Origin of the sequence: Pontibacter sp. Tf4 (assembly GCF_014212495.1) — a bacterium.
GTDB lineage: Bacteria > Bacteroidota > Bacteroidia > Cytophagales > Hymenobacteraceae > Pontibacter.
Genome location: NZ_JACKZC010000011.1, coordinates 60,634 through 80,464, shown reverse-complemented (window position 1 = coordinate 80,464; position 19,831 = coordinate 60,634). Strand labels below are relative to the sequence as shown.

Genomic DNA, 19,831 nt, shown 5'->3' with positions numbered 1-19,831 from the left:
GCGCTGCTTACCCGTATGCAGGTAAAACAGCCACACCATGCCACGAACCATACACTATCTTTTCATCGCATTTATAGTTTATAGTTGCCAGCCCCGGGAGCAAACTATAGAGACCAGCACTGCCCGGCAACAAACAGACTCGCTGGAAGCAATACAGGAAGAGCCGGTACGCCAGCCGGAAACTATAGCCACCGACACGCCAAACTTTACAACTGCTTTTAACCGTTTCTTTTCGGCACTCCAGACCTCTGACACGGTAACTATAAACACCTTTATACACCCGGAAAAAGGGCTCTGGGTAATTGAGCAACCCGGAGCAGTACCCAAAATGACACATGTAACCGATATCCGCAATTTTAAACGGAAATACCAAGACAGATCTTTTTTAACTATAAAGGATGAAGTAAAAGACTGTGACCTGAAAGAGGAAGCCTGGCCTACCTTCAGCTGCGCCGATGTAGATTACGAAAAGAAAACCAGCGGCTATAGTAAGGACGGTTGCTTTGTGGCCGGCCCCGGCAAGTTTCAGAAAAGCGGCTACTGGAATTACGCCAGCCTACCAGAAAGTGAGATACAGACGATAAAAGCTACGTTGCCTTTTGTTCAAAAATCAGTGCTGCACACAGCCACTTCCTTCGAGTTTCATTTCGGGTTTATAGATGGCCACTGGCGCCTGCTTTTCACCAAACTAATTTACCCCTGCAGCGCGTGAGGGAAGTTGGGAAGTTGAGAAGTTAGAAAGTTTAGAAGTTTGAGGAGTTTAGGAGTTCGAGAGTTCAAAAGTCTGGAAAATTCAGTTTGGCAGCTTTTTGTCTTGATCCTCGTAAGAGAAGCAACCAATAACGTTGTTCACTCATTAACCTAACTCAACTTTCTAACTTCTCAACTTCCAAACTTTCTAACTTAACCCATGTCCTACTACCGACGCTTCGATTATCCCGCTCCTGACCCGGCTATACTTGCGCGGCTAACCGAGCAGCAGCGTGAAATGCAGGCGCGTGTTATACTTCAGAAACCGGACTTTGACCTGAAACTGATTGCCGGCTGCGACTCTTCTTTTATAGGGGAAGACAGAATACTCTCGGCTTTTGTGCTTTTAACCTATCCTGGACTAGAGCTGATAGAGAAGGTATACCATGTAGGAGCTGTTGAGTTGCCTTACATTCCCGGTTTCCTGGCCTTCCGGGAGGCGCCCAACCTGCTGAAAGCGTATGAAAAACTACAGCAGAAACCTGACCTGATCATGGTAGATGGGCACGGTATTTCGCACCCGCGCCGCCTGGGCATCGCCACGCACGTAGGCATCCATCTTAACAAACCAACTATGGGTGTGGCTAAAAAAGTGCTCGTAGGCAAATACAAAGAACCGGATACTATAAAAGGTTCGGTCTCGCCCCTGATCTATAAAGATGAGATCATTGCCAATGTGCTACGGACAAAAGATAACGTGAAACCGGTATTTGTATCGGCGGGCCACCTGATGGACCTTGCAACAGCCACCACTATAGCCATGGCCTGCGCCATAAAACACAAACTACCCGAACCTACCCGCCTGGCAGACCATTATGCTGCCGTTTTCAAAAGCGATGCTGTATAACACAGTTCTCTCATTCTCTTTATAAACTATAGTTGTCTCCTAACTATAGTTAGCCTATCGCTTAATTTCATCAGGCAGAACCGCCCCCCTCCGCCCGGCCACACAGATATAATCCTTCTTCCTCAACTATAGTTTTTCCTTTCTCTTTCCGCCTGTGTGCTGTCTTTCTGCTCATGGGCTGGCCGCGCCGGTACAACTATAATATCGCTATAAACCAATTTTGATAGGTAATACTGCCTTTCGTCATCTTTTATGCTAACGAGAGTCATCTCTTTAACTGCGCAACGTCATACTCTACCGAGGCGGCCTGCTATAGCTTTGCATTATAGAAATCAATCAAACAGTAATAACCTTTAATGCTTTGTATCATGAGAACTTTTAACACCATAAAACTGCTGAGCATGTTTGGCCTCCTATTGGGGCTAAGTTTTGGCAACACGCTTCTGGCCCAGGACCAGTACAAACTGGCCGGCAAGCCTGAACTAAAAGTAAAGGGCACCTCTACCCTGCACGACTGGGAAATGACTTCTGCGCAAGCTCAGGGTAAAGCCGAAATGATACTGGAAGGCAACACGCTTAAAAACGTAAAGTCAGCTTCTGTAACTCTGAAGACCCAGTCTATTAAAAGCGGCACCGACAAAATGGATGCCCTTGCCTACGAGTCGCTGAAAGCTAACAAATACACCGACATCGTGTTTACCATGACCTCTTTCCGCGCGCTGGATAATAACCGCGCCTTAGTAGTTGGCAACTTAACTATAGCCGGCGCTACAAAGCCTGTAACCTTTAACGTGGAAACAAGCACCAAAGCCGGAGTGGTACAGATGGCAGGCGAAGCAAACATCAAATTCACAGATTTCGGAATTAAACCACCAACAGCCCTTTTAGGCACTGTAAAAACCGGCAACGAGCTTAAACTGAGCTTCAAGGCAGGCTTCCAGCAAACATCATCTTACTCAAAAAATTAAAAGAACTTAAATACCAACCATCATGAAAAAGATTACACTTTCACTGGGCCTGTTGCTTGGGATAAGCATTAGCAGCTTTGCGCAGATCACCTTATCTGACCTGCCTTACGCCCGACCTTATGATAAAAGAGGTCTGAACATATTCGAGACATCTAAAAAGGACACCATTCCTTTCGAGGGCATAAAAGTGAGACTGGGCGGCGGCTTTGCACAGCAGTTCCAGGGCTTGCAGCACAAAAACTCGGCAACAGCCATCATGCAGCAGCAAAACGGCTCTGAGGTAAACCTTAACCAGCTGATGCCGATCGAGAACGGCTTTAACCTGGCCTCTGCCAACCTTAACCTGGATGTAGCGCTTGCCGATGGTATCCGACTGAACCTGGTTACTTACCTGTCATCCAGACACCACTCTGAGGCTTGGGTAAAAGGTGGTTACATACAGGTTGATAAAGCTGAGTTCCTGAACAGCCCGCTGGTAGATAAACTGATGGAAAACCTGACTGTAAAAGTAGGCCACATGGAAATAAACTATGGCGATGCCCACTTCCGCAGAACAGATAACGCCCACGCCCTGCAGAACCCGTTTGTTGGTAACTACATCATGGATGCCTTCACAACCGAGATCGGTGCAGAATTGATCTACCAGTACAAAGGCTTCCTGGCAGTAGGCTCCGTAACAGGTGGCGAGATACAAGGTGGTATCCAAAGCCCTGGCCAGCGCAAACCTTCTTACATAGGTAAATTAGGCTACGACAGCCAGGTAAACGATGACCTGAGACTAAGATTAACAGGCTCTGTGTATACAACTTCAGGATCTGTTAGAAACACACTCTACGGTGGCGACCGTGCCGGCTCACGTTACTTCCTGGTAATGGACCCTGCTAAGGTGGCAAGCGGTACTGCAGTAACACCTGCTACACACTTCACCTCAGGTAACATTAACCCGGGCCTTACCAACAGCATCACAGCCATGGTTATCAACCCATTCGTGAAATTCCGCGGCCTGGAGCTCTTCGGTAACTTTGAGCAGGCAAAAGGTAAAGGCAGATTAGGTGCGAACGACGAACCAACAGACCGCACCTGGAAGCAACTGGGCACAGACGTAGTATACCGCTTCGGTAACAACGAGAACCTGTACGTAGCCGGACGCTACAACGTGGTAGAAGGACGCCTTGCACCACTGGCAGCTTCTCCGAATGTACCAAACAACGATGTAACCCTGAGCAGAGTGCAGGTAGGCGGTGGCTGGTTTGTAACCAAGAATATAGTTACCAAAGCTGAGTATGTAAAACAACAGTACAAAGGGTTCGCTCCTTCTGATATCCGCCACGGCGGTGAGTTTGATGGCTTCATGATCGAAGGTGCCATATCTTTCTAACACTTAAAACCATGTTACCTGTTCGTATCTTTCTGGTTGCTGTATCCATGCTGAGTACAATGGTACTGCCTGAGAAAAAAGAGTTTGTTGTGATCACGGGAAATAAGATAACCGTAGCAGCAGGCACGACACTGGGTACTATAAACTGTGCGTACACCAGCAGCAGCTCCCAGAAAGATACACTTTTACTTAACAGGCAGATTCCGCGGGTAGACAGGCTGAAACTGGCCATACCTGTTAAAGAATTCGACTGTGGCAACGTGCTCCTGAACAAGGACTTTGCAAAAGCGCTGAACGTAAGCCAGCACCCCTACACCAGAATAGAAGTGGTTTACCTGAAGCGTGAGGCCAAAGGATACAAAGGCGATCTGAACCTGATGGTGGGAGGCAAAACAATACCGCTGCAGAATGTGAACTTTACCTCATGCACCATAAAAGGGGTACATAAGCTGAGAAGTAACATCTGCCTGAATTTCTCTGAGATAGGCTTAGCCACACCAAAGAAAATGGGCGGTTTGTTTAAAGTAGAAGATGAGCTACGGGTAACCGTAGAGCTTGAAGTAGAAGATTAAAGCAGGTTATATTAGTTTGTAAAGCAGAAGGCAGCCAGGAGGTTGCCTTTTGTTATTATGCAACTATAGCAAATGCACTCGGGTCGCACATGGCTGACCAAAATCAAATGACTGTAGCCAGGAAAGTGTAAAGAGAATAAAACAAAAGCCTGAGTTAATGCGATCTGGCATAATCCGCCATCCCCTGAAAATCAACTATAACAGCAGGTTCATCTCCCACAACCCAGGCATCGTGTCCCGGGGGTAGTGTCGATACATCGCCAGGTTTACAGTCAAACTCAGTACCATCGTCCATTCGGACCCGCAGCACGCCAGCTATATGATACTGAAAGTGCGCCGCCTCGCAGCTGTCTGTTTTCGCGATAGGTTTTACGGATTCGGACCATCTCCAACCGGGCTCTAAGGTAGCTTTGCCAACTATAGCACCACCCACTTTAATTAGTTCCAGTTTCCCTTTCGGAAAGTTTCTGACTTCGTCCGGAGAACCAAAGTTCTTTACTTCAGCTTTCGCATCTAAGGTGCTTTTTTCCATAGTTTTAAAATGATCAGTTAAACATCACCTTCATTTCTATTTTTACTATCGGGGTAGCGCTTTGTTCTATAGTTCACTCAGTATAAACTGTGCTTCAGTAAATAGTTCGTCCCCAAAAACTTACTTCTAAACTATAGACTATAATGCACCTCAGTTAACCGGTCAATTTGTCTGGATAGTGTAAAACCTTATAAAATTTATCTGCCATAATTTCAGTAAAATCCTACCATAATACCATTGGTGTATCCTTTGCTGTGTAGCTCGTAGAACTATAACTATAGGAAAACAGGCAATACGATATGAACTTTAATAACTATACCATCAAAGCCCAGGAAGCTATACAGAAGGCAACCGAGATAGCAGGCGGCAACCAGCAGCAGGCTATCGAAACCGGGCATATTTTAAAAGCAATACTGGAGACAGACGAGAACGTGACCAACTTCCTGCTCCAGAAACTGAACATCAACGGCAACATCCTGCACACCAAGCTCGACGAGATTGTGGCCGGTTACCCGAAAGTGAGCGGCGGCAGCCCGTATCTGGCCAATGATGCCAATGCAGCGCTGCAGAAAGCAACTTCTTACCTGAAGGAATTTGGCGACGAGTATGTAGCCATCGAGCATATGCTGCTGGGCATTCTGGCTGGCCGCGACCGCGTGGCAGGTTTGATGAAGGATGTTGGATTTAATGAGAAAGACCTTAAAAAAGCCATTAAAGAATTGCGCGGTGGTGCCAAAGTTACGGACCAGAACGCCGAAGCAAAATATAATTCCCTGAAGCGCTATGCCCGCGACCTGAACGAAATGGCCCGCTCGGGTAAGATAGATCCAGTAATTGGCCGCGACGAAGAGATACGCCGTGTGCTGCAGATATTGAGTCGCCGTACTAAGAACAACCCGGTTCTGCTGGGTGAGCCTGGTGTAGGTAAAACAGCTATAGTTGAAGGCCTTGCCCAGCGTATTGTGAGTGGAGACGTGCCGGAAAACCTGAAGAACAAGACCCTGATGAGCCTGGACATGGGCTTGCTCGTGGCAGGTGCCAAGTATAAGGGCGAGTTCGAAGAGCGACTGAAAGCGGTTATCAAGGAAGTAGTGGATGCGGAAGGCGACATTGTCCTGTTCATCGACGAGATCCATACCCTTATTGGCGCCGGTGCCGGTGGCGAGAGCGCGATGGATGCTGCTAACTTACTAAAACCAGCGTTGGCGCGTGGTGAGCTACATGCCATTGGTGCTACTACCCTGAAAGAATATCAGAAGTATATCGAAAAAGATAAAGCACTGGAGCGACGCTTCCAGGCGGTGATGGTGGATGAACCAAGCGTGCAGGATGCCATTTCTATCCTCCGTGGTATCAAGGAAAAATACGAGGTACACCACGGGGTGCGCATTAAAGACGATGCCATTATTGCTGCAGTGGAGCTATCGAGCCGCTACATTTCCGACCGCTTTTTACCAGACAAGGCCATTGACCTGATGGACGAAGCGGCTGCCAAACTACGAATCGAGATAGACTCGCTGCCGGTAGAACTGGACGAAATTCAGCGCCGCATTATGCAGCTGGAGATTGAGCGCGAAGCCATCCGTCGGGAGAACGACAAGGACAAGGAAACTATACTTTCTAAAGAGATTGCAGAGCTATCAACCAAGCGCGATGACCTGAAAGCCAAGTGGCAGAACGAAAAACAGATCATTGAGGGCATCCAGAAAGAGAAAGAGAACATAGAGAACTATAAGCTGGAAGCCGAGCAGGCCGAGCGCAGTGGTGACTATGGCCGCGTCGCAGAGTTGCGTTACGGTAAGATACAGGAAGCAGAAGCGAAACTGAAAGAACTGCAGGAGCAGGTACGCCAGATGCAGGGCGAAAACCCGATGCTGAAGGAGGAAGTTACTTCTGAAGATATTGCTGAAGTAGTTGCCAAGTGGACCGGCGTACCGGTAAGCAAAATGCTGCAATCGGACCGCGAGAAGCTGTTGCATCTGGAAGAAGAACTGGGCAAGCGCGTAGCTGGTCAGGAAGAAGCCATCGAGGCCATCTCTGATGCCGTGCGCCGCAGCCGCGCTGGTATGCAGGACCCGAAACGCCCGATCGGCTCGTTCATCTTTTTAGGTACAACGGGTGTGGGTAAAACCGAACTTGCCAAAGCGCTGGCCGATTACCTGTTCAACGACGAAAATGCGATGGTGCGTATTGATATGAGTGAGTACCAGGAGCGCCACGCCGTGAGCCGTATGATCGGTGCGCCTCCGGGCTATGTTGGGTATGACGAAGGCGGACAGCTGACAGAAGCCGTGCGCCGCAAGCCATACTCTGTAGTGCTGCTGGATGAGATCGAGAAAGCGCACCCGGATGTGTTCAACATCCTGTTGCAGGTGCTGGATGATGGCCGACTGACTGACAGCAAAGGCCGTGTGGTGAACTTCAAGAACACGATCATCATCATGACGTCTAACATTGGTTCGCACATTATCCAGAGCAATTTTGAGTTGATGGATGAATTTAACCACGACGAAGTGATTGAGCGCACAAAGGATGAAGTTTTCGAGCTGCTGAAGAAATCGGTACGACCTGAGTTCCTGAACCGAATTGATGAGCTGGTAATGTTCCGTCCGCTGAGCCGTGGCGATATCCGCAAGATCGTACAGATACAGTTTGGTCACATTCAGGATCGTCTGGACGAAGCTGGTATCCGCCTGATTGCGACAGACGAAGTGCTGGATTACCTGGGCGAGCAAGGCTACGATCCGCAGTTTGGTGCCCGACCACTGAAGCGTGTGCTGCAACGCCAGGTATTGAACGAACTATCGAAAGAGATACTGGCCGGAACTATAAGCAAGGATTCTGTAGTGGAAGCCGTGCTGGAAAATGGCCGCATCCGCTTTAACAATGTGGATGTAGAAATCCCGACTGGAGAGTAAGTTTTAAGTTTTAAAGTTTAGTTTAGCAAAAAGCCTCACCCTTTGGTGGGGCTTTTGTATTTTACTACCGCGAGCTTTCAGCTCGTGGTAATGTATTGGGCCAGCTTTCAGCTGGGGTAAACCACACTTTATATTTTTCGCAAGCTGAAAGCTTGCCTCATGTACAACCACGAGCTGAAAGCTCGCGGTAGGAGTTGTAACTATACTTTCTGCTGTTCAGTTAAGAAACCTATGAGTCGCAACTACAAAATCCGGGATCAATCGAAGCTATACTTTGTATCGTTTGCTGTAGTGAATTGGATAGATGTGTTTGTGCGTCGGGAATATAAAGACGTGGTGGTGGAAAGCTTACAGTATTGCATCAGGCACAAAGGGCTGGAGGTTTACGCCTGGTGCATTATGCCGAGCCATGTACATCTCATTATAGGCAGCAATAAAGAGCCAATAGAAGCTATACTTCGGGACATGAAACGGCATACGGCCAAAGCCATACTCCAAATGATAGAAGAGCATAACCAGGAAAGTCGTAAAGAATGGATGCTGTGGATGTTTCAGAGAGCTGGCAGTAAGAATCCAAGTATTGAGAAATTTCAGTTCTGGCAACATCATAACCACCCTATCGAGCTATCCAGCAACCAGATGATGGAGCAGCGCCTTGACTACCTGCACCAAAACCCTGTTGAAGCCGGTTTTGTGGAAGAGCCGTGGGAATACCTTTATAGTAGCGCCAGAGATTATACAGGGAACAAAGGCTTGGTTGATATAATATTAATTGAGTAATCCCTGCCACAAGCTTTCAGCTGACGTGAATACAAAATGTAGTCCGTAAAGCTGTATGTAGAAATCAACTATAGCACACCATATTATCCCCTGCTGAACTACTGCACCCCCCTTCCGTATAATTAGCTGAATTTTAACATATTAATAAAAAGCTATGAAAAAACTATTCTTCTTATTCGCTGCCGGCGCCTTAGTTGCAGGATCAGCCTGCACCAGTTCCGACACGACAACGGATACGACCACTGATATGGCTACCACCACAGATACCACCACTACAGATCAGGAACTGGGTGTGGTAGGAACCGGAACAGCTGTAACAGGCAGAACTGATACTGATGTAGACGTAAGTTCTGTAACCAACCTAGATGATGCCACTTTTATGTCGACAGCGGCAAGCAGCAATGCCTTTGAGGTACAGGCCGGCAACATAGCCCAGCAGCGCGCTACCGACCAGAAAGTAAAGGATTATGCCAAAATGATGGTGGAGCACCATACTCAGGCTTCACAGGAAATGAACACCGTAGCGTCGCAAATGAGCCTGACCCTAACACAGGCGCTGCACCCGATGCACCAGGAAATGCTGGATGAACTGAACAACTATACCGGCAACGACTTTGACGAAAAGTATATGGACATTATGGAAAGAGCCCATAAAATGGACATTGCGATGTTCGAAGCCAAGAGCCAGAATGCCCAGAACCCATCGGTGAAAGCCTTTGCCACCAAAACAGTTCCTACCCTGCGTAACCATCAGCAAATGGCCGATGACATTGAAGATACAGTAGACTAACCATACAGCTCAACTATAGCAAAAGCGGCGACAGGAAAACCTATCGCCGCTTTTTGTATTAACGGGCAAACCGATAACGGAAATGCCGGATCAGTTTTTTTAGCTTCACCCGTGAAATATCGTAGAACATGGCCACTATAAGCAGGCCCGCCGGAATAAGGAAGGTATAGTGCCGCAATACCGGATAAATGTAGCCACCTGCCACAGCACCCGCCAGAAAAAAAAGGATAATGACTACCCGCAACAAAATACGCTGCCGCAACCAGGGCTTCTGCTGCGCTACAGGCAACGTAATGGCAGCCAGCTCTATACCCAGATCCGTAAAAATACCTGTTAAGTGTGTGGTACGCACCACCGATCCTGATATCATGGACACCATGGCGTTCTGCAGGCCCATGGCAAAAAGCAAACTCCCCGCAAAAAACTCTTTCCTGATCAGGCTGCCATCGTAACTATAGCCGTACACGCCGTTTACCAGCAGAATGCCGAACTCCAGCAATATGGGTATAGTATAGGCAAATACCTGGTCGCGGCCCATTCTGCCAATAATAAAGCTCGAGGTAAAAGCGCCCAGCAGGAACAGGAACATCCACAACCCAATGATACGCGCCAGGCGCAGATCGCCCTGCGACAGGCTTTCGGCAAAATAGGCAACGTGGCCGGTCACGTTAGTAGTGAGCACTGCAAAGGCAAGCAGACCGGCAATGTTCACAAACCCGGCAATCAGGCAAAGGATTGCAGCCAGCCTGATATTGTGCCTGAAATTTCTATGGTTTCCGAGGTGGCGTAACATGTACAAAAGGTAACAATTTTCAGGAGACCATACCTTTTATTTAAGATAATTCTGCATCGTAAATTACACCAATAGCCTATAGTTGCAATTAAAGGTTTAAACACTTAATTTACCGCCCGGCTAATCTTTCAACTATACTTTTGTAACCTTGTCGTCTGTATTTTACACCTACGTAGAGCTGGGCTTTCATCATATTTTTAACCTGCAGGCCTACGACCACATGCTGTTCCTTTTTGCCCTGTGCGCGATTTACACCTTAGGCGACTGGCGTAAAGTAATAGCACTTGTCACCAGCTTTACCATCGGGCACTCTATTACGCTGGCGCTCTCTACGTTCAACATCATCCAGTTCGACACCGCCCTCATCGAGTTCCTGATACCGGTTACGATCTTTTTTACCTGCGTTACCAACTTCTTTAAGCTGAAAGGGGCCGCCGGCAAGCAACATACCATCTTCTCGTTGCACAACCTGATGGCGGTGTTCTTTGGACTGGTGCATGGCATGGGCTTCTCTAATTACCTGAAATCCCTGCTTGGCCGAAACTCCGATACCTGGCTGCAGTTGCTGGCCTTTAACATCGGTATTGAGCTGGGCCAGCTGCTGATCGTTTTTCTCTTACTGCTAGCGGCTTTCCTGATACTGAACCTGTTCAATGCCAAGCGCCGCGACTGGATCATGGTACTTTCGAGTGCAGCAGCGGGCATCGCCTTGATTTTGATGATGGAAACCAATATCTTTTGATTTACAAACACAACTACACCTTACTAAACTATAACCTTAACTCACCTACACTTAAATGAAAAACCTACTCACAGGTTTAGTTTTCTTCGGCCTGGCAGCGGCTCCGTTTGCAACCATGGCCCAAAGCAATACTGATCAGTCCAAATTCAAGCAATTGCAGCAGGAGCTTCCTACACCAAACACCTACCGCTCGGCATCGGGTGCGCCGGGCCACCAGTACTGGCAGCAGCGCGCCGATTACAACATTAAAGTAGAGCTGAACGATGAGAAGCAGTCCATTACCGGTTCTGAAACAATAACCTACACCAACAACTCGCCGGATGTACTGACCTACCTGTGGCTGCAGCTGGACCAGAACATTTATGAGCCAAACTCCATGGCCAATTCCACCCGCACCGGCGAGCTGAACCAGCAGATGCCCCTGCGTGCCGTGGAATACATGACGCGCGAAGATTTTGACGGTGGGTTTAAGATAAAGTCGGTGAAAGACAAAAATGGTAAACCGCTGAAGTTCACCATCAACAACACCATGATGCGTGTAGACCTGCCGGCTAACCTGAATCCGAAGCAAAGCTTTACCTTCAGCATCGACTGGAACCACAACATCAACAACCAGCTGACGCTGGGCGGCCGCTCCGGCTACGAGTTCTTCCCGGGAGATGGCAACTACCTGTACGAAATGGCACAGTGGTTTCCGCGCATGGCTGTATACGACGACGTAAATGGCTGGCAGCACAAGCAGTTCCTGGGCAGCGGTGAGTTTGCCCTGCCTTTCGGCGACTACAAAGTAAGCATAACCGTACCTGCCGACCATATAGTTGGTGCAACCGGCGAGCTGCAGAACGCCAGCCAGGTGCTGACCTCAACACAGCAAAAGCGCTGGGCACAGGCTGCCAAATCAGATAAGCCGATTGTTATTGTTACACAGGAAGAAGCCACCAAAGCCGAGAAGAACAAAGCAAAAGGCACTAAAACCTGGGTTTACGCTGCTAAAAACGTACGCGATTTTGCGTGGGCCAGCTCCCGTAAGTTTATCTGGGATGCCATGAACGTAAACGTAGCCGGCAAAAATGTACTGGCTATGTCGTACTATCCGAAAGAAGGTAACCCGCTGTGGGGCCAGTACTCTACCGAAGCCGTAGCGCATACCCTGGAAGTTTACTCCAAACATACTATAGATTATCCTTACCCGGTTGCCATTTCAGTACACGGTCCGGTAGGCGGCATGGAGTACCCTATGATCTCATTCAACGGCTATCGCCCTGAACCGGATGGCACATATTCAGACCGCACCAAGTATGGCCTTATCTCTGTAATTATTCACGAAGTGGGCCACAACTTCTTCCCGATGATCATTAACTCGGATGAGCGCCAGTGGACCTGGATGGATGAAGGCCTGAATACCTTTATGCAGTACCTGGCTGAGCAGGTGTGGGAACGTAACTATCCGTCGCGCCGGGGTGAGCCAAAGAACATAGTGGACTACATGAAGAGCGCCAAGAACACCCAGGTACCGATCATGACCAACTCCGAATCGGTGCTGCAGTTTGGCAATAACGCTTACGGCAAGCCAGCTACCGCTCTTAACGTGCTCCGCGAAACCGTAATGGGCCGCGAGTTATTTGATTACGCTTTTAAAGAATACGCCAGACGCTGGGCCTTTAAACACCCGATGCCGGCAGACTTTTTCCGGACGATGGAAGATGCCTCGGGCGTTGACCTGGACTGGTTCTGGAGAGGCTGGTTCTACACTACCGACCACACCGACATTTCTATTGAAGGAGTGAAATGGTATACGATCGACTCGCAGAACCCGGAATTTGTAAGCGCCCAGAAGCGTGCCGAGCAGAACAAAGCCCCTAAAACATTGTCGGAGCAGCGTAACCTGACGGATATTAAGAAAACACGTGTGGAACTGCGCCCTGAACTGAACGACTTTTACAACAGCTACGACGAGCTGGCTGTTACAGCTGCCGACCAGCAGCGCTACCAGGGCTTCCTGAAAGGCCTCACCCCAGAGCAAAAGAAAACCCTTGACTCAGGCCTTAACTTTTATGAGGTTGGTTTCAAGAACCTTGGCGGCCTTGTAATGCCACTTATCGTTAAGATGACGTTTGAAGATGGAACCGAAGAAGTAGTAAATGTTCCGGCTGAAGTATGGCGTTACAATAACGAGGAGATTACAAAAGTTTTTGTAACGGAAAAGCCGGTCGTTAATTTCGAGCTGGACCCATACCTGCAGACAGCGGATACCGAGTTATCGAACAACTACTTCCCGCGCAAACTGGCTCCAAGCCGCTTCGAGATCTTCCAGCAGCAGCAACGTAACCAGTCGAACCCAATGCAGCGTCAGACCACCTCACAGAACAACAACGCTGGCCGCTAAAGTTTAGCGTTTATAGTTGGTAAAAAGCCTTCGGATGCTCTCCGAAGGCTTTTTTATTTGTCTGAATCAGGATTTACAGGATTAAAGGATTTTCAGGATTGGGCCTTGGTGGCTATAGTTTAGGGTATAGTTCTATAGTTGAAATTATAGTTTTAAGGTTAAGAGGAAACACACCCCTACCCCTCTCAAGAGGGGAATTTATGCTGCTACTATAGATTCAGCTATAGTTCTATAGTTACAGACCATGAGCGGACAGGTCACGACCTGTCCCTACGGAAATACAAACACGAGAAAAGCTGATCTACTCAAGCTAATAGCAAGCACAGTAACTATAGCCAAATCATAAATTATCGAATGTGATTTCAGTCTTTGGGTTGAGCGCCTTTGACTTGTTGCGGTGCCGCAGGCAATCCGACGCAGGAGGATAGCAAGAAGGCAAAGGCGCGATGCCCGAAGACGGGGCCTCCCGGCCTGGGAGGGAGCCAACGAAACTATAAGACTATAGGTAAGTAGAGCTCCCAGGAATAGAAGCAGCTATAATAAAATGGTTTGTGTCGAATAGTAGGCAAAGTTAACTACAGTTCGAGATAGATTTCTCACCCTGTTCGAAATGACAATAGTTACTGTGGGACAAATAAGATATCCCTCGCAGCTATGTGGGCTCTATTCGACTCGTGCCTCAAGAATGCTCAGGATGACAGAGGAAAACTATAGCACCCTTTTACATAAACTATAAAAGCAGCCTTCCAGCTGCTTTTATAGTTTATGGTTTAATCTGTGTTATACTGATCTACAAACCGTTGTTTTGCCCGGTCGCCTTTACGCACGAAAGGCCGGATAATAAGGCGGGTACCGTTCTCGTAGGTAAAGAATTTATAAACCCAGTTACTCAGCACCACCAACTTGTTACGGAAACCAACCAGCGCCATAACGTGCACAAACAGCCAGATGGCCCAGGCAATAAACCCTCCGAAGTGCATATTACCCGGCAGATCGGCAACAGCCTGGTTACGACCTATAATGGCCAGAGAACCTTTGTCGGTGTATTCGAACGGTTGTAAGGGTTCATTTCGTTGCAGGCGCACCAGGTTCTTACCCAATAGCTGTCCTTGCTGAATGGCGGGCTGTGCCACACCCGGGTGCCCTTTCGGCCATTTATCCGTCTTCATTAGCGCTATATCACCTATGGCAAACACCTCCGGGTAGCCCAGCACCTGGTTGTACTCGTTCACAAGTATACGACCGCGTTCCACGGTTTCAGGGGGCAGGCCGTCGATCAGCGCACCTGCTACGCCGGCAGCCCATATCAGTGTGTTGGTATGGATCCGGTCACCGTTTTTCAGGACAGCCACTTCCCCATCATAACTTTCTACCAGCGTGTTCAGAGTTACATTAACACCAAGGTGCTTGAGGTATTTATAGGTCTTCTCGCTCGACTCCTTCGACATAGGTGGCAGCAGGCGATCCATGCCCTCTACCAGGTAAATGTTCATCTTATTGATGTTCACTCCCGGATAATCGCTGGGCAGTACGTGGCGTTTCATTTCGGCCAGCGCACCGGCCAGTTCCACCCCGGTTGGTCCCCCTCCTACTATCACGAAGTTCATCAGGCTTTGCTGGGTTTCGGGGTCCGGGGTCATGCTGGCCTGCTCAAAACATTGCAGCATCTGGCTGCGCAGGTTCAGGGCATCCGGTATCTGCTTCAGCGGGAACGAGAACTTCTTGATCTGGTCGTTGCCGAAGTAGTTGGTTTTGGTACCGGTAGCAATTACCAGGTAGTCGTATTTTAGATCCCCGACAAGGGTGTGCACTATTTTGGTGACAGGGTTTACGCTCTTCACCTTCACCAGCCGGAAGTGGAAATCTTCATAATTGTCGGAACCGAAAAGTTTGCGCAGCGGCTCTGCAATGGCATCAGGCTCAAGACCAGCTGTAGCAACCTGATATAGCAGCGGCCAGAAACCATGATAGTTCTGCTTATCAAACATCACTACCTGGAAGTTTTTACCGCGTAGTTTTTTTGCCAGGTTTATTCCGCCAAAGCCACCACCAATGATGACAACCCGCGGCTTTCGGGTTTCGGGTATATTAAGGGCAAGATCTGCAAATGGAATCATACGTTTCAATGTTTAGCTTGGCAACAAGCGTAATAGCGCTGTTACGGATGTAGCTTACAGTATATAGCTACATTGCAAACTAACGAAACGGACAATTGTTAGTTACTTTTACAACATAAGGGGTGTATTAGCAACAGGAAACGGAGGGAGCAAAATAGCTACAGGAACAAGCAAAGAGCAACAGCCGCAGCTGTGTTTATTTCTTCTTAAATTCCCCATTCTTCAGCATATCTATCAGCTTGAGCACTGCAAACGGACTTATAGTTGGCAAAAGATACCGGTTCTGTTGCTGCAGCTGTTGCTGCTGATTAAATACTTTCGCGTTGGCGGCGCCGTCCATCGGCACTACGTCAAAGAGTTCGCGAAGGCGTTCGGGGTCCAGGTTGCGGGTGGCGGCAGAGCGGCCTTCGTCTGGCAGCTTCAGGGCCATTACAGCTTCTTTAAAGTCGCGCTCCGTGGCCCAGGGTATTACACGTACCTCTGCCAGTTCAACGGCATCTTCCTGCATCTGCAAAATAATAGAATAACTATCGGAGGCGTAATTTTTAGGGATGACCAGCGTTTCTTTTTTATAACCAAGTGCTCTGAACACAACGGTGTCGCCGGTAAGCACAGGCACCGAAAAGAATCCATAGCGGTTGGTCTGAACACCACGGCTGGTGTTTGGCACGTATACGCTCACGCTGCTTACGCCGTACAGGCTGTCGCCTATAGTTACAAAACCCGACAACTGCACCACGCGCTTATCGCCCTGCGCTTTGGCCTGCCCGGGCATCAGGGCAAAGGCAACAAGAATACAAATGGTGGCTGCTAAAATTCTGTACAACTTCACGTTACTGGTCATCGGCTTCATGTAGTACAATTATAGGGTTTATTATTTTATTATAGCAGCTTTTGGTTATTTTTGTTTGCATTGCAACAGAAACATGCGTTTAAAACATTTTAGTTTAGCTTTCGGAGAACAGATCTTTAAAGCGCTGGCCGATGAGTCGCGGGTACGTATCCTGCACCTGATCCTGCGCAATAAGGAAATGTGCATCTCAGACCTGGAACAGGTACTTGATTTTACCCAGACCAAAACTTCGCGGCATCTGGCTTACCTGCGCAGTGCCGGCCTCGTATTTCCGCGTAAGCTCGACCAATGGGTGTATTATTCGCTGAAAGAAGAAGCAGCCGACCTGTTGAACCAGATATTTACATACCTGGAGCGCGACAGCACGTTACTGAAAGACCAGGAAACCTACCAGATTCTGTACTCTAACCGCGAACTCGCCGTAAATAAACTCCACAACCGCCACTGGGCTAATTTTTAAACTATAGACTATAACTCGGCGGGCTGAACTTTATTGTTAAACCGGCAATTACACCGGCTTATTTCAACTCATAAACAGTACAATTTTAAACAATAGCCGCAGCCGCCCGTTTATCTTTTTTCAACTACTATGCGCATGAAAGCTTACTCCCATATCCTCTTCGATTTAGACCACACCCTCTGGGATTTTGAGAAGAACTCCGAAGAAACACTGCACACGCTTTTCCATACCTATAACCTGGCAGCCTTCAATAAGTTTGACTGTAACTCGTTTTACCGCAAGTACAAATTTGTGAATACCTTGCTCTGGGACCAGTATAACAAAGGCAAAGTAACGCAGCAGGAATTACGGGAACAGCGCTTTGTAAAAACCCTGACGGGCCTTGGCCTGAAACCAGAAGATGTGCCACAGGGCCTATCTGAAGCCTATACTGACATCTGCCCTACCAAAACGGCCGTTTTTCCTTATACCCACGAAGTGCTGAGCTACCTGCAGCCTAAATATGGCCTGCATATTATTACCAATGGCTTTAAAGATGTGCAGGCAATTAAAATGACCTCGTCAAATTTGCATGGCTATTTTCAGGAAGTGGTTACGTCGGAGTGCTGCGGCTATAAAAAACCAGACAAGCGGATGTTTGAGCACGCACTGGAACGCATTAAAGTAAAGCCGGAAGAGTGCCTGATGATTGGTGATAACCTGGAATGTGATATAGAGGGTGCCCGTGCCGCCGGTATAGACCAGGTATATTTTAACCCGGAAAAGAGCCGGACAAAGCTACGCCCCAAACCAACTTACGAAATACACTGCCTTAGCGAACTACAGGAGATCTTATAAAAAAAGAGCGAGGCCGGTTACATTTACCGGCCTCACTCTTTTTTATAGTTGCTTGTGTTAGTCTTTAATGTCTTTCTTGGTTTCCAGGGCACGAAGCTCGGCGTGCAGTAGCTTGATCTTGGCTTTATCGTCAGTCTCCAGGTCTTTTTCCACTACTTTTTTACGGGCATCCAGCTTCTTCATTACGGCCTGGGCCTTGTTCCATTCGGCGTTTGTCCAGTTGTCGCTGCGGCTTCTTACGCTCTCCAGCAAGGTAATGTAAGCGGCACGCAGGTCAGCAGCCGGAATTTTGTTGATATCCGCATACGGGCCTAACAACTCCTTCTCGAAGGCTGGTACTCCGTTGTTATCCTGCTGCGCTGTTGTCAGTGGTTTGTTTCCTTGTGTGTTCAGCGTATAGTTTGCAGCCTCAGCTGCTACCGAAAAGCTAAGTGCGCCGGCAAGCATTATTCCGAGGTATGTTTTGGTTGTCTTTTTCATAGTTGATCAAATTAAACTTTTACAAATTGTAAACAGCAAGCACTTAATACGTATTACAGTGCAATTTTTGTTTCGCCGGATCTGCATTTCAGGCTAACAAACTATAGTTATAACGTATTAGCAACTATAGTTCCGGTAACCTGCCAGTGCAATTTAATATATCCGGATGTGAGAAGTACAATAAAAAAGGCTGCCCTTTTCAGAGCAGCCTTTCTATAGTCTATAGTTTCCTGTTACAGGGCATTGCTTACCAGGCCAGGCGCTAAACCTAACAGAATAGTAAGCACTGCACAAATGATCAGCACCAATGTCGCGAAGCCACTAACAGGCACCCTTGTATTTTCGCCGGCTGGCTGCATGTACATAGCAATAACTACTTTAATGTAGTAGTAGATACCAATGGCTGCCAGCACAACAGCTAACACGACCAGCCACATCAGGTTACCGGTCTCTATTACAGCGGAGAACACGAACAGCTTACCAAAGAAACCAGCTGTAAGCGGAATACCTCCCAGCGAGAGCATCGAAATGGTCATTACCAGAGCCAGCAGCGGATTTGTTTTACCCAGTCCGTTGAAGGCTCCAAAAGAATGGTTTCCTTCGCGCGCATCTTCTACCAGTTTCAGCACACCAAACGAGATCACCGAAGCAACAGCATAAGACAGGGAATAGAAGAAGATCGCATTCTCAGACAGGTCATTAAAGGCAACCAGCGTCATCAGCAGGTAACCGGCATGTGATATAGATGAATACGCCAGCATACGCTTTACGCTTGGCTGAATTACCGCACCAATGTTACCAACTACCAGCGTCAGTACGGTGATAGCAATAACGGTCGGGAACCAGGAAGCAAAGGCACCTGCAAAAGAGGCATCCATCAGCTTATAGAACGCGGCTACACCGGCAGTCTTCACCACAGTAGCCATGAACGTAGTAAAGAACGTTGGCGTCCCCTCGTACACGTCCGGCGTCCAGAAGTGGAACGGAGCAGCAGCAATCTTAAAGGAAATACCGATCACCAGGATCAGCAGTCCCAGCGTAAACATGGTATTAGTGGTACCGTCCACCATTACATTGGCAGCACCAATCTCGGTGATGTCAAATGTACCAGTCGCACCGTAAATCAGCACGATACCAAACAGCAGCACACCTGTAAAGAACGAACCCATCAGGAAGTACTTCAGGGCAGCTTCGTTGGAGCGCAGGCTGCGTTTGTTGCTACCTGCCAGCACATACATGGCAATGGAAAGAATCTCGATACCGATGAACAGCATGATCAGGTTCTCATAGGCCACCATCATAATAGCACCTACCAGCGAGAACAACAACAGCGAGTAATACTCCGCCAGGTTCTCATCTTCGGCGTCAATATAACTTTGCGAGAACGGAAGGATAAGCAGTGTCGTCAGCACCATAATGCCCGTGAAAGCTACCGCATAGTTGTCGATGGTGAGCATGTTGTTAAAGTAGGTCTGGGTATTGTTCCAGCCAAGCATGTTCACGCCGAACACTACTATCAAAAACAGCAGGGCCAGCGGCAAAAGTATTTTCTTAGACTTCAGGAAACCTACAAAAAGGTTAACGATGCCAAAAACTGAAAGAAGTATGATCGAGGTCATGTCGTCGTA

Annotated in this window: 18 protein-coding genes; 12 read left to right on the top strand and 6 right to left on the bottom strand. The window is 48.1% G+C overall.

Annotated features, from left to right (window positions below; translation table 11 throughout):
• Positions 1–37: 37 nt before the first annotated feature.
• The 5 genes from H7F15_RS17255 to H7F15_RS17235 all read left to right on the top strand — a co-directional run bounded on the left by H7F15_RS17255 (position 38) and on the right by H7F15_RS17235 (position 4,515).
• Entirely contained in the window at positions 38–712 is a 675-nt protein-coding gene (locus tag H7F15_RS17255) for a hypothetical protein (protein WP_185198244.1), read from the top strand.
• 198 nt (positions 713–910) lie between these two features.
• Positions 911–1,597 (top strand): deoxyribonuclease V, encoded by a 687-nt coding sequence (nfi, locus tag H7F15_RS17250; RefSeq protein WP_185198243.1) that lies wholly within the window; start codon positions 911–913, stop codon positions 1,595–1,597.
• Positions 1,598–1,965: 368 nt separating this feature from the next.
• Positions 1,966–2,565: a YceI family protein gene (locus H7F15_RS17245; RefSeq protein ID WP_185198242.1), complete on the top strand. Its 600-nt coding sequence runs from the start codon at positions 1,966–1,968 to the stop codon at positions 2,563–2,565.
• A gap of 22 nt (positions 2,566–2,587) precedes the next feature.
• Positions 2,588–3,943, top strand: a complete 1,356-nt coding sequence (locus H7F15_RS17240; RefSeq protein WP_185198241.1) for a hypothetical protein — start codon at positions 2,588–2,590, stop codon at positions 3,941–3,943.
• A gap of 11 nt (positions 3,944–3,954) precedes the next feature.
• Positions 3,955–4,515: a hypothetical protein gene (locus H7F15_RS17235; protein WP_185198240.1), complete on the top strand. Its 561-nt coding sequence runs from the start codon at positions 3,955–3,957 to the stop codon at positions 4,513–4,515.
• Positions 4,516–4,669: 154 nt separating this feature from the next.
• Here H7F15_RS17235 and H7F15_RS17230 read toward each other — a convergent pair whose 3' ends face one another.
• Complete coding sequence (locus H7F15_RS17230; RefSeq protein ID WP_185198239.1) at positions 4,670–5,047, bottom strand: cupin domain-containing protein; 378 nt, start codon at positions 5,045–5,047, stop codon at positions 4,670–4,672.
• 299 nt (positions 5,048–5,346) lie between these two features.
• Between H7F15_RS17230 and clpB the strand changes: the two genes are divergently transcribed.
• From clpB to H7F15_RS17215, 3 genes are all read left to right on the top strand, one after another.
• Positions 5,347–7,965 (top strand): ATP-dependent chaperone ClpB, encoded by a 2,619-nt coding sequence (gene clpB / locus H7F15_RS17225; protein WP_185198238.1) that lies wholly within the window; start codon positions 5,347–5,349, stop codon positions 7,963–7,965.
• Positions 7,966–8,196: 231 nt separating this feature from the next.
• Positions 8,197–8,745, top strand: coding sequence for a transposase (locus H7F15_RS17220; RefSeq protein ID WP_185198237.1), 549 nt, complete (start codon positions 8,197–8,199; stop codon positions 8,743–8,745).
• A 154-nt stretch (positions 8,746–8,899) separates the two neighbouring features.
• Positions 8,900–9,535: a DUF4142 domain-containing protein gene (locus H7F15_RS17215; protein ID WP_185198236.1), complete on the top strand. Its 636-nt coding sequence runs from the start codon at positions 8,900–8,902 to the stop codon at positions 9,533–9,535.
• A gap of 58 nt (positions 9,536–9,593) precedes the next feature.
• Here H7F15_RS17215 and H7F15_RS17210 read toward each other — a convergent pair whose 3' ends face one another.
• Entirely contained in the window at positions 9,594–10,328 is a 735-nt protein-coding gene (locus H7F15_RS17210) for a YoaK family protein (RefSeq protein ID WP_185198235.1), read from the bottom strand.
• A gap of 148 nt (positions 10,329–10,476) precedes the next feature.
• Here H7F15_RS17210 and H7F15_RS17205 point away from each other — a divergent pair, with 148 nt between their 5' ends.
• Both H7F15_RS17205 and H7F15_RS17200 read left to right on the top strand, forming a co-directional pair.
• Positions 10,477–11,070 (top strand): HupE/UreJ family protein, encoded by a 594-nt coding sequence (locus H7F15_RS17205; protein ID WP_185198234.1) that lies wholly within the window; start codon positions 10,477–10,479, stop codon positions 11,068–11,070.
• 55 nt (positions 11,071–11,125) lie between these two features.
• Positions 11,126–13,456 (top strand): M1 family metallopeptidase, encoded by a 2,331-nt coding sequence (locus H7F15_RS17200; protein ID WP_185198233.1) that lies wholly within the window; start codon positions 11,126–11,128, stop codon positions 13,454–13,456.
• A 770-nt stretch (positions 13,457–14,226) separates the two neighbouring features.
• Here the strand turns inward: H7F15_RS17200 and H7F15_RS17195 are convergent.
• Positions 14,227–15,573 carry an NAD(P)/FAD-dependent oxidoreductase gene (locus H7F15_RS17195; protein WP_185198232.1) on the bottom strand — a complete coding sequence of 449 codons (1,347 nt, stop codon included), beginning with the start codon at positions 15,571–15,573 and terminating at the stop codon, positions 14,227–14,229.
• 196 nt (positions 15,574–15,769) lie between these two features.
• A complete protein-coding gene (locus H7F15_RS17190) occupies positions 15,770–16,426 on the bottom strand; it encodes a carboxypeptidase-like regulatory domain-containing protein (protein ID WP_255481311.1) in 657 nt (218 codons plus the stop codon).
• 73 nt (positions 16,427–16,499) lie between these two features.
• Between H7F15_RS17190 and H7F15_RS17185 the strand changes: the two genes are divergently transcribed.
• Together H7F15_RS17185 and H7F15_RS17180 are read left to right on the top strand one after the other, a co-directional pair.
• Positions 16,500–16,886: a metalloregulator ArsR/SmtB family transcription factor gene (locus tag H7F15_RS17185; protein ID WP_185198231.1), complete on the top strand. Its 387-nt coding sequence runs from the start codon at positions 16,500–16,502 to the stop codon at positions 16,884–16,886.
• A 135-nt stretch (positions 16,887–17,021) separates the two neighbouring features.
• Positions 17,022–17,723, top strand: a complete 702-nt coding sequence (locus H7F15_RS17180; RefSeq protein WP_185198230.1) for a YjjG family noncanonical pyrimidine nucleotidase — start codon at positions 17,022–17,024, stop codon at positions 17,721–17,723.
• A 57-nt stretch (positions 17,724–17,780) separates the two neighbouring features.
• Here the strand turns inward: H7F15_RS17180 and H7F15_RS17175 are convergent, their stop codons facing one another.
• Positions 17,781–18,203, bottom strand: a complete 423-nt coding sequence (locus tag H7F15_RS17175; protein WP_185198229.1) for a hypothetical protein — start codon at positions 18,201–18,203, stop codon at positions 17,781–17,783.
• A 233-nt stretch (positions 18,204–18,436) separates the two neighbouring features.
• Complete coding sequence (locus H7F15_RS17170) at positions 18,437–19,822, bottom strand: NADH-quinone oxidoreductase subunit N (RefSeq protein ID WP_185198228.1); 1,386 nt, start codon at positions 19,820–19,822, stop codon at positions 18,437–18,439.
• Positions 19,823–19,831 lie beyond the last annotated feature (9 nt).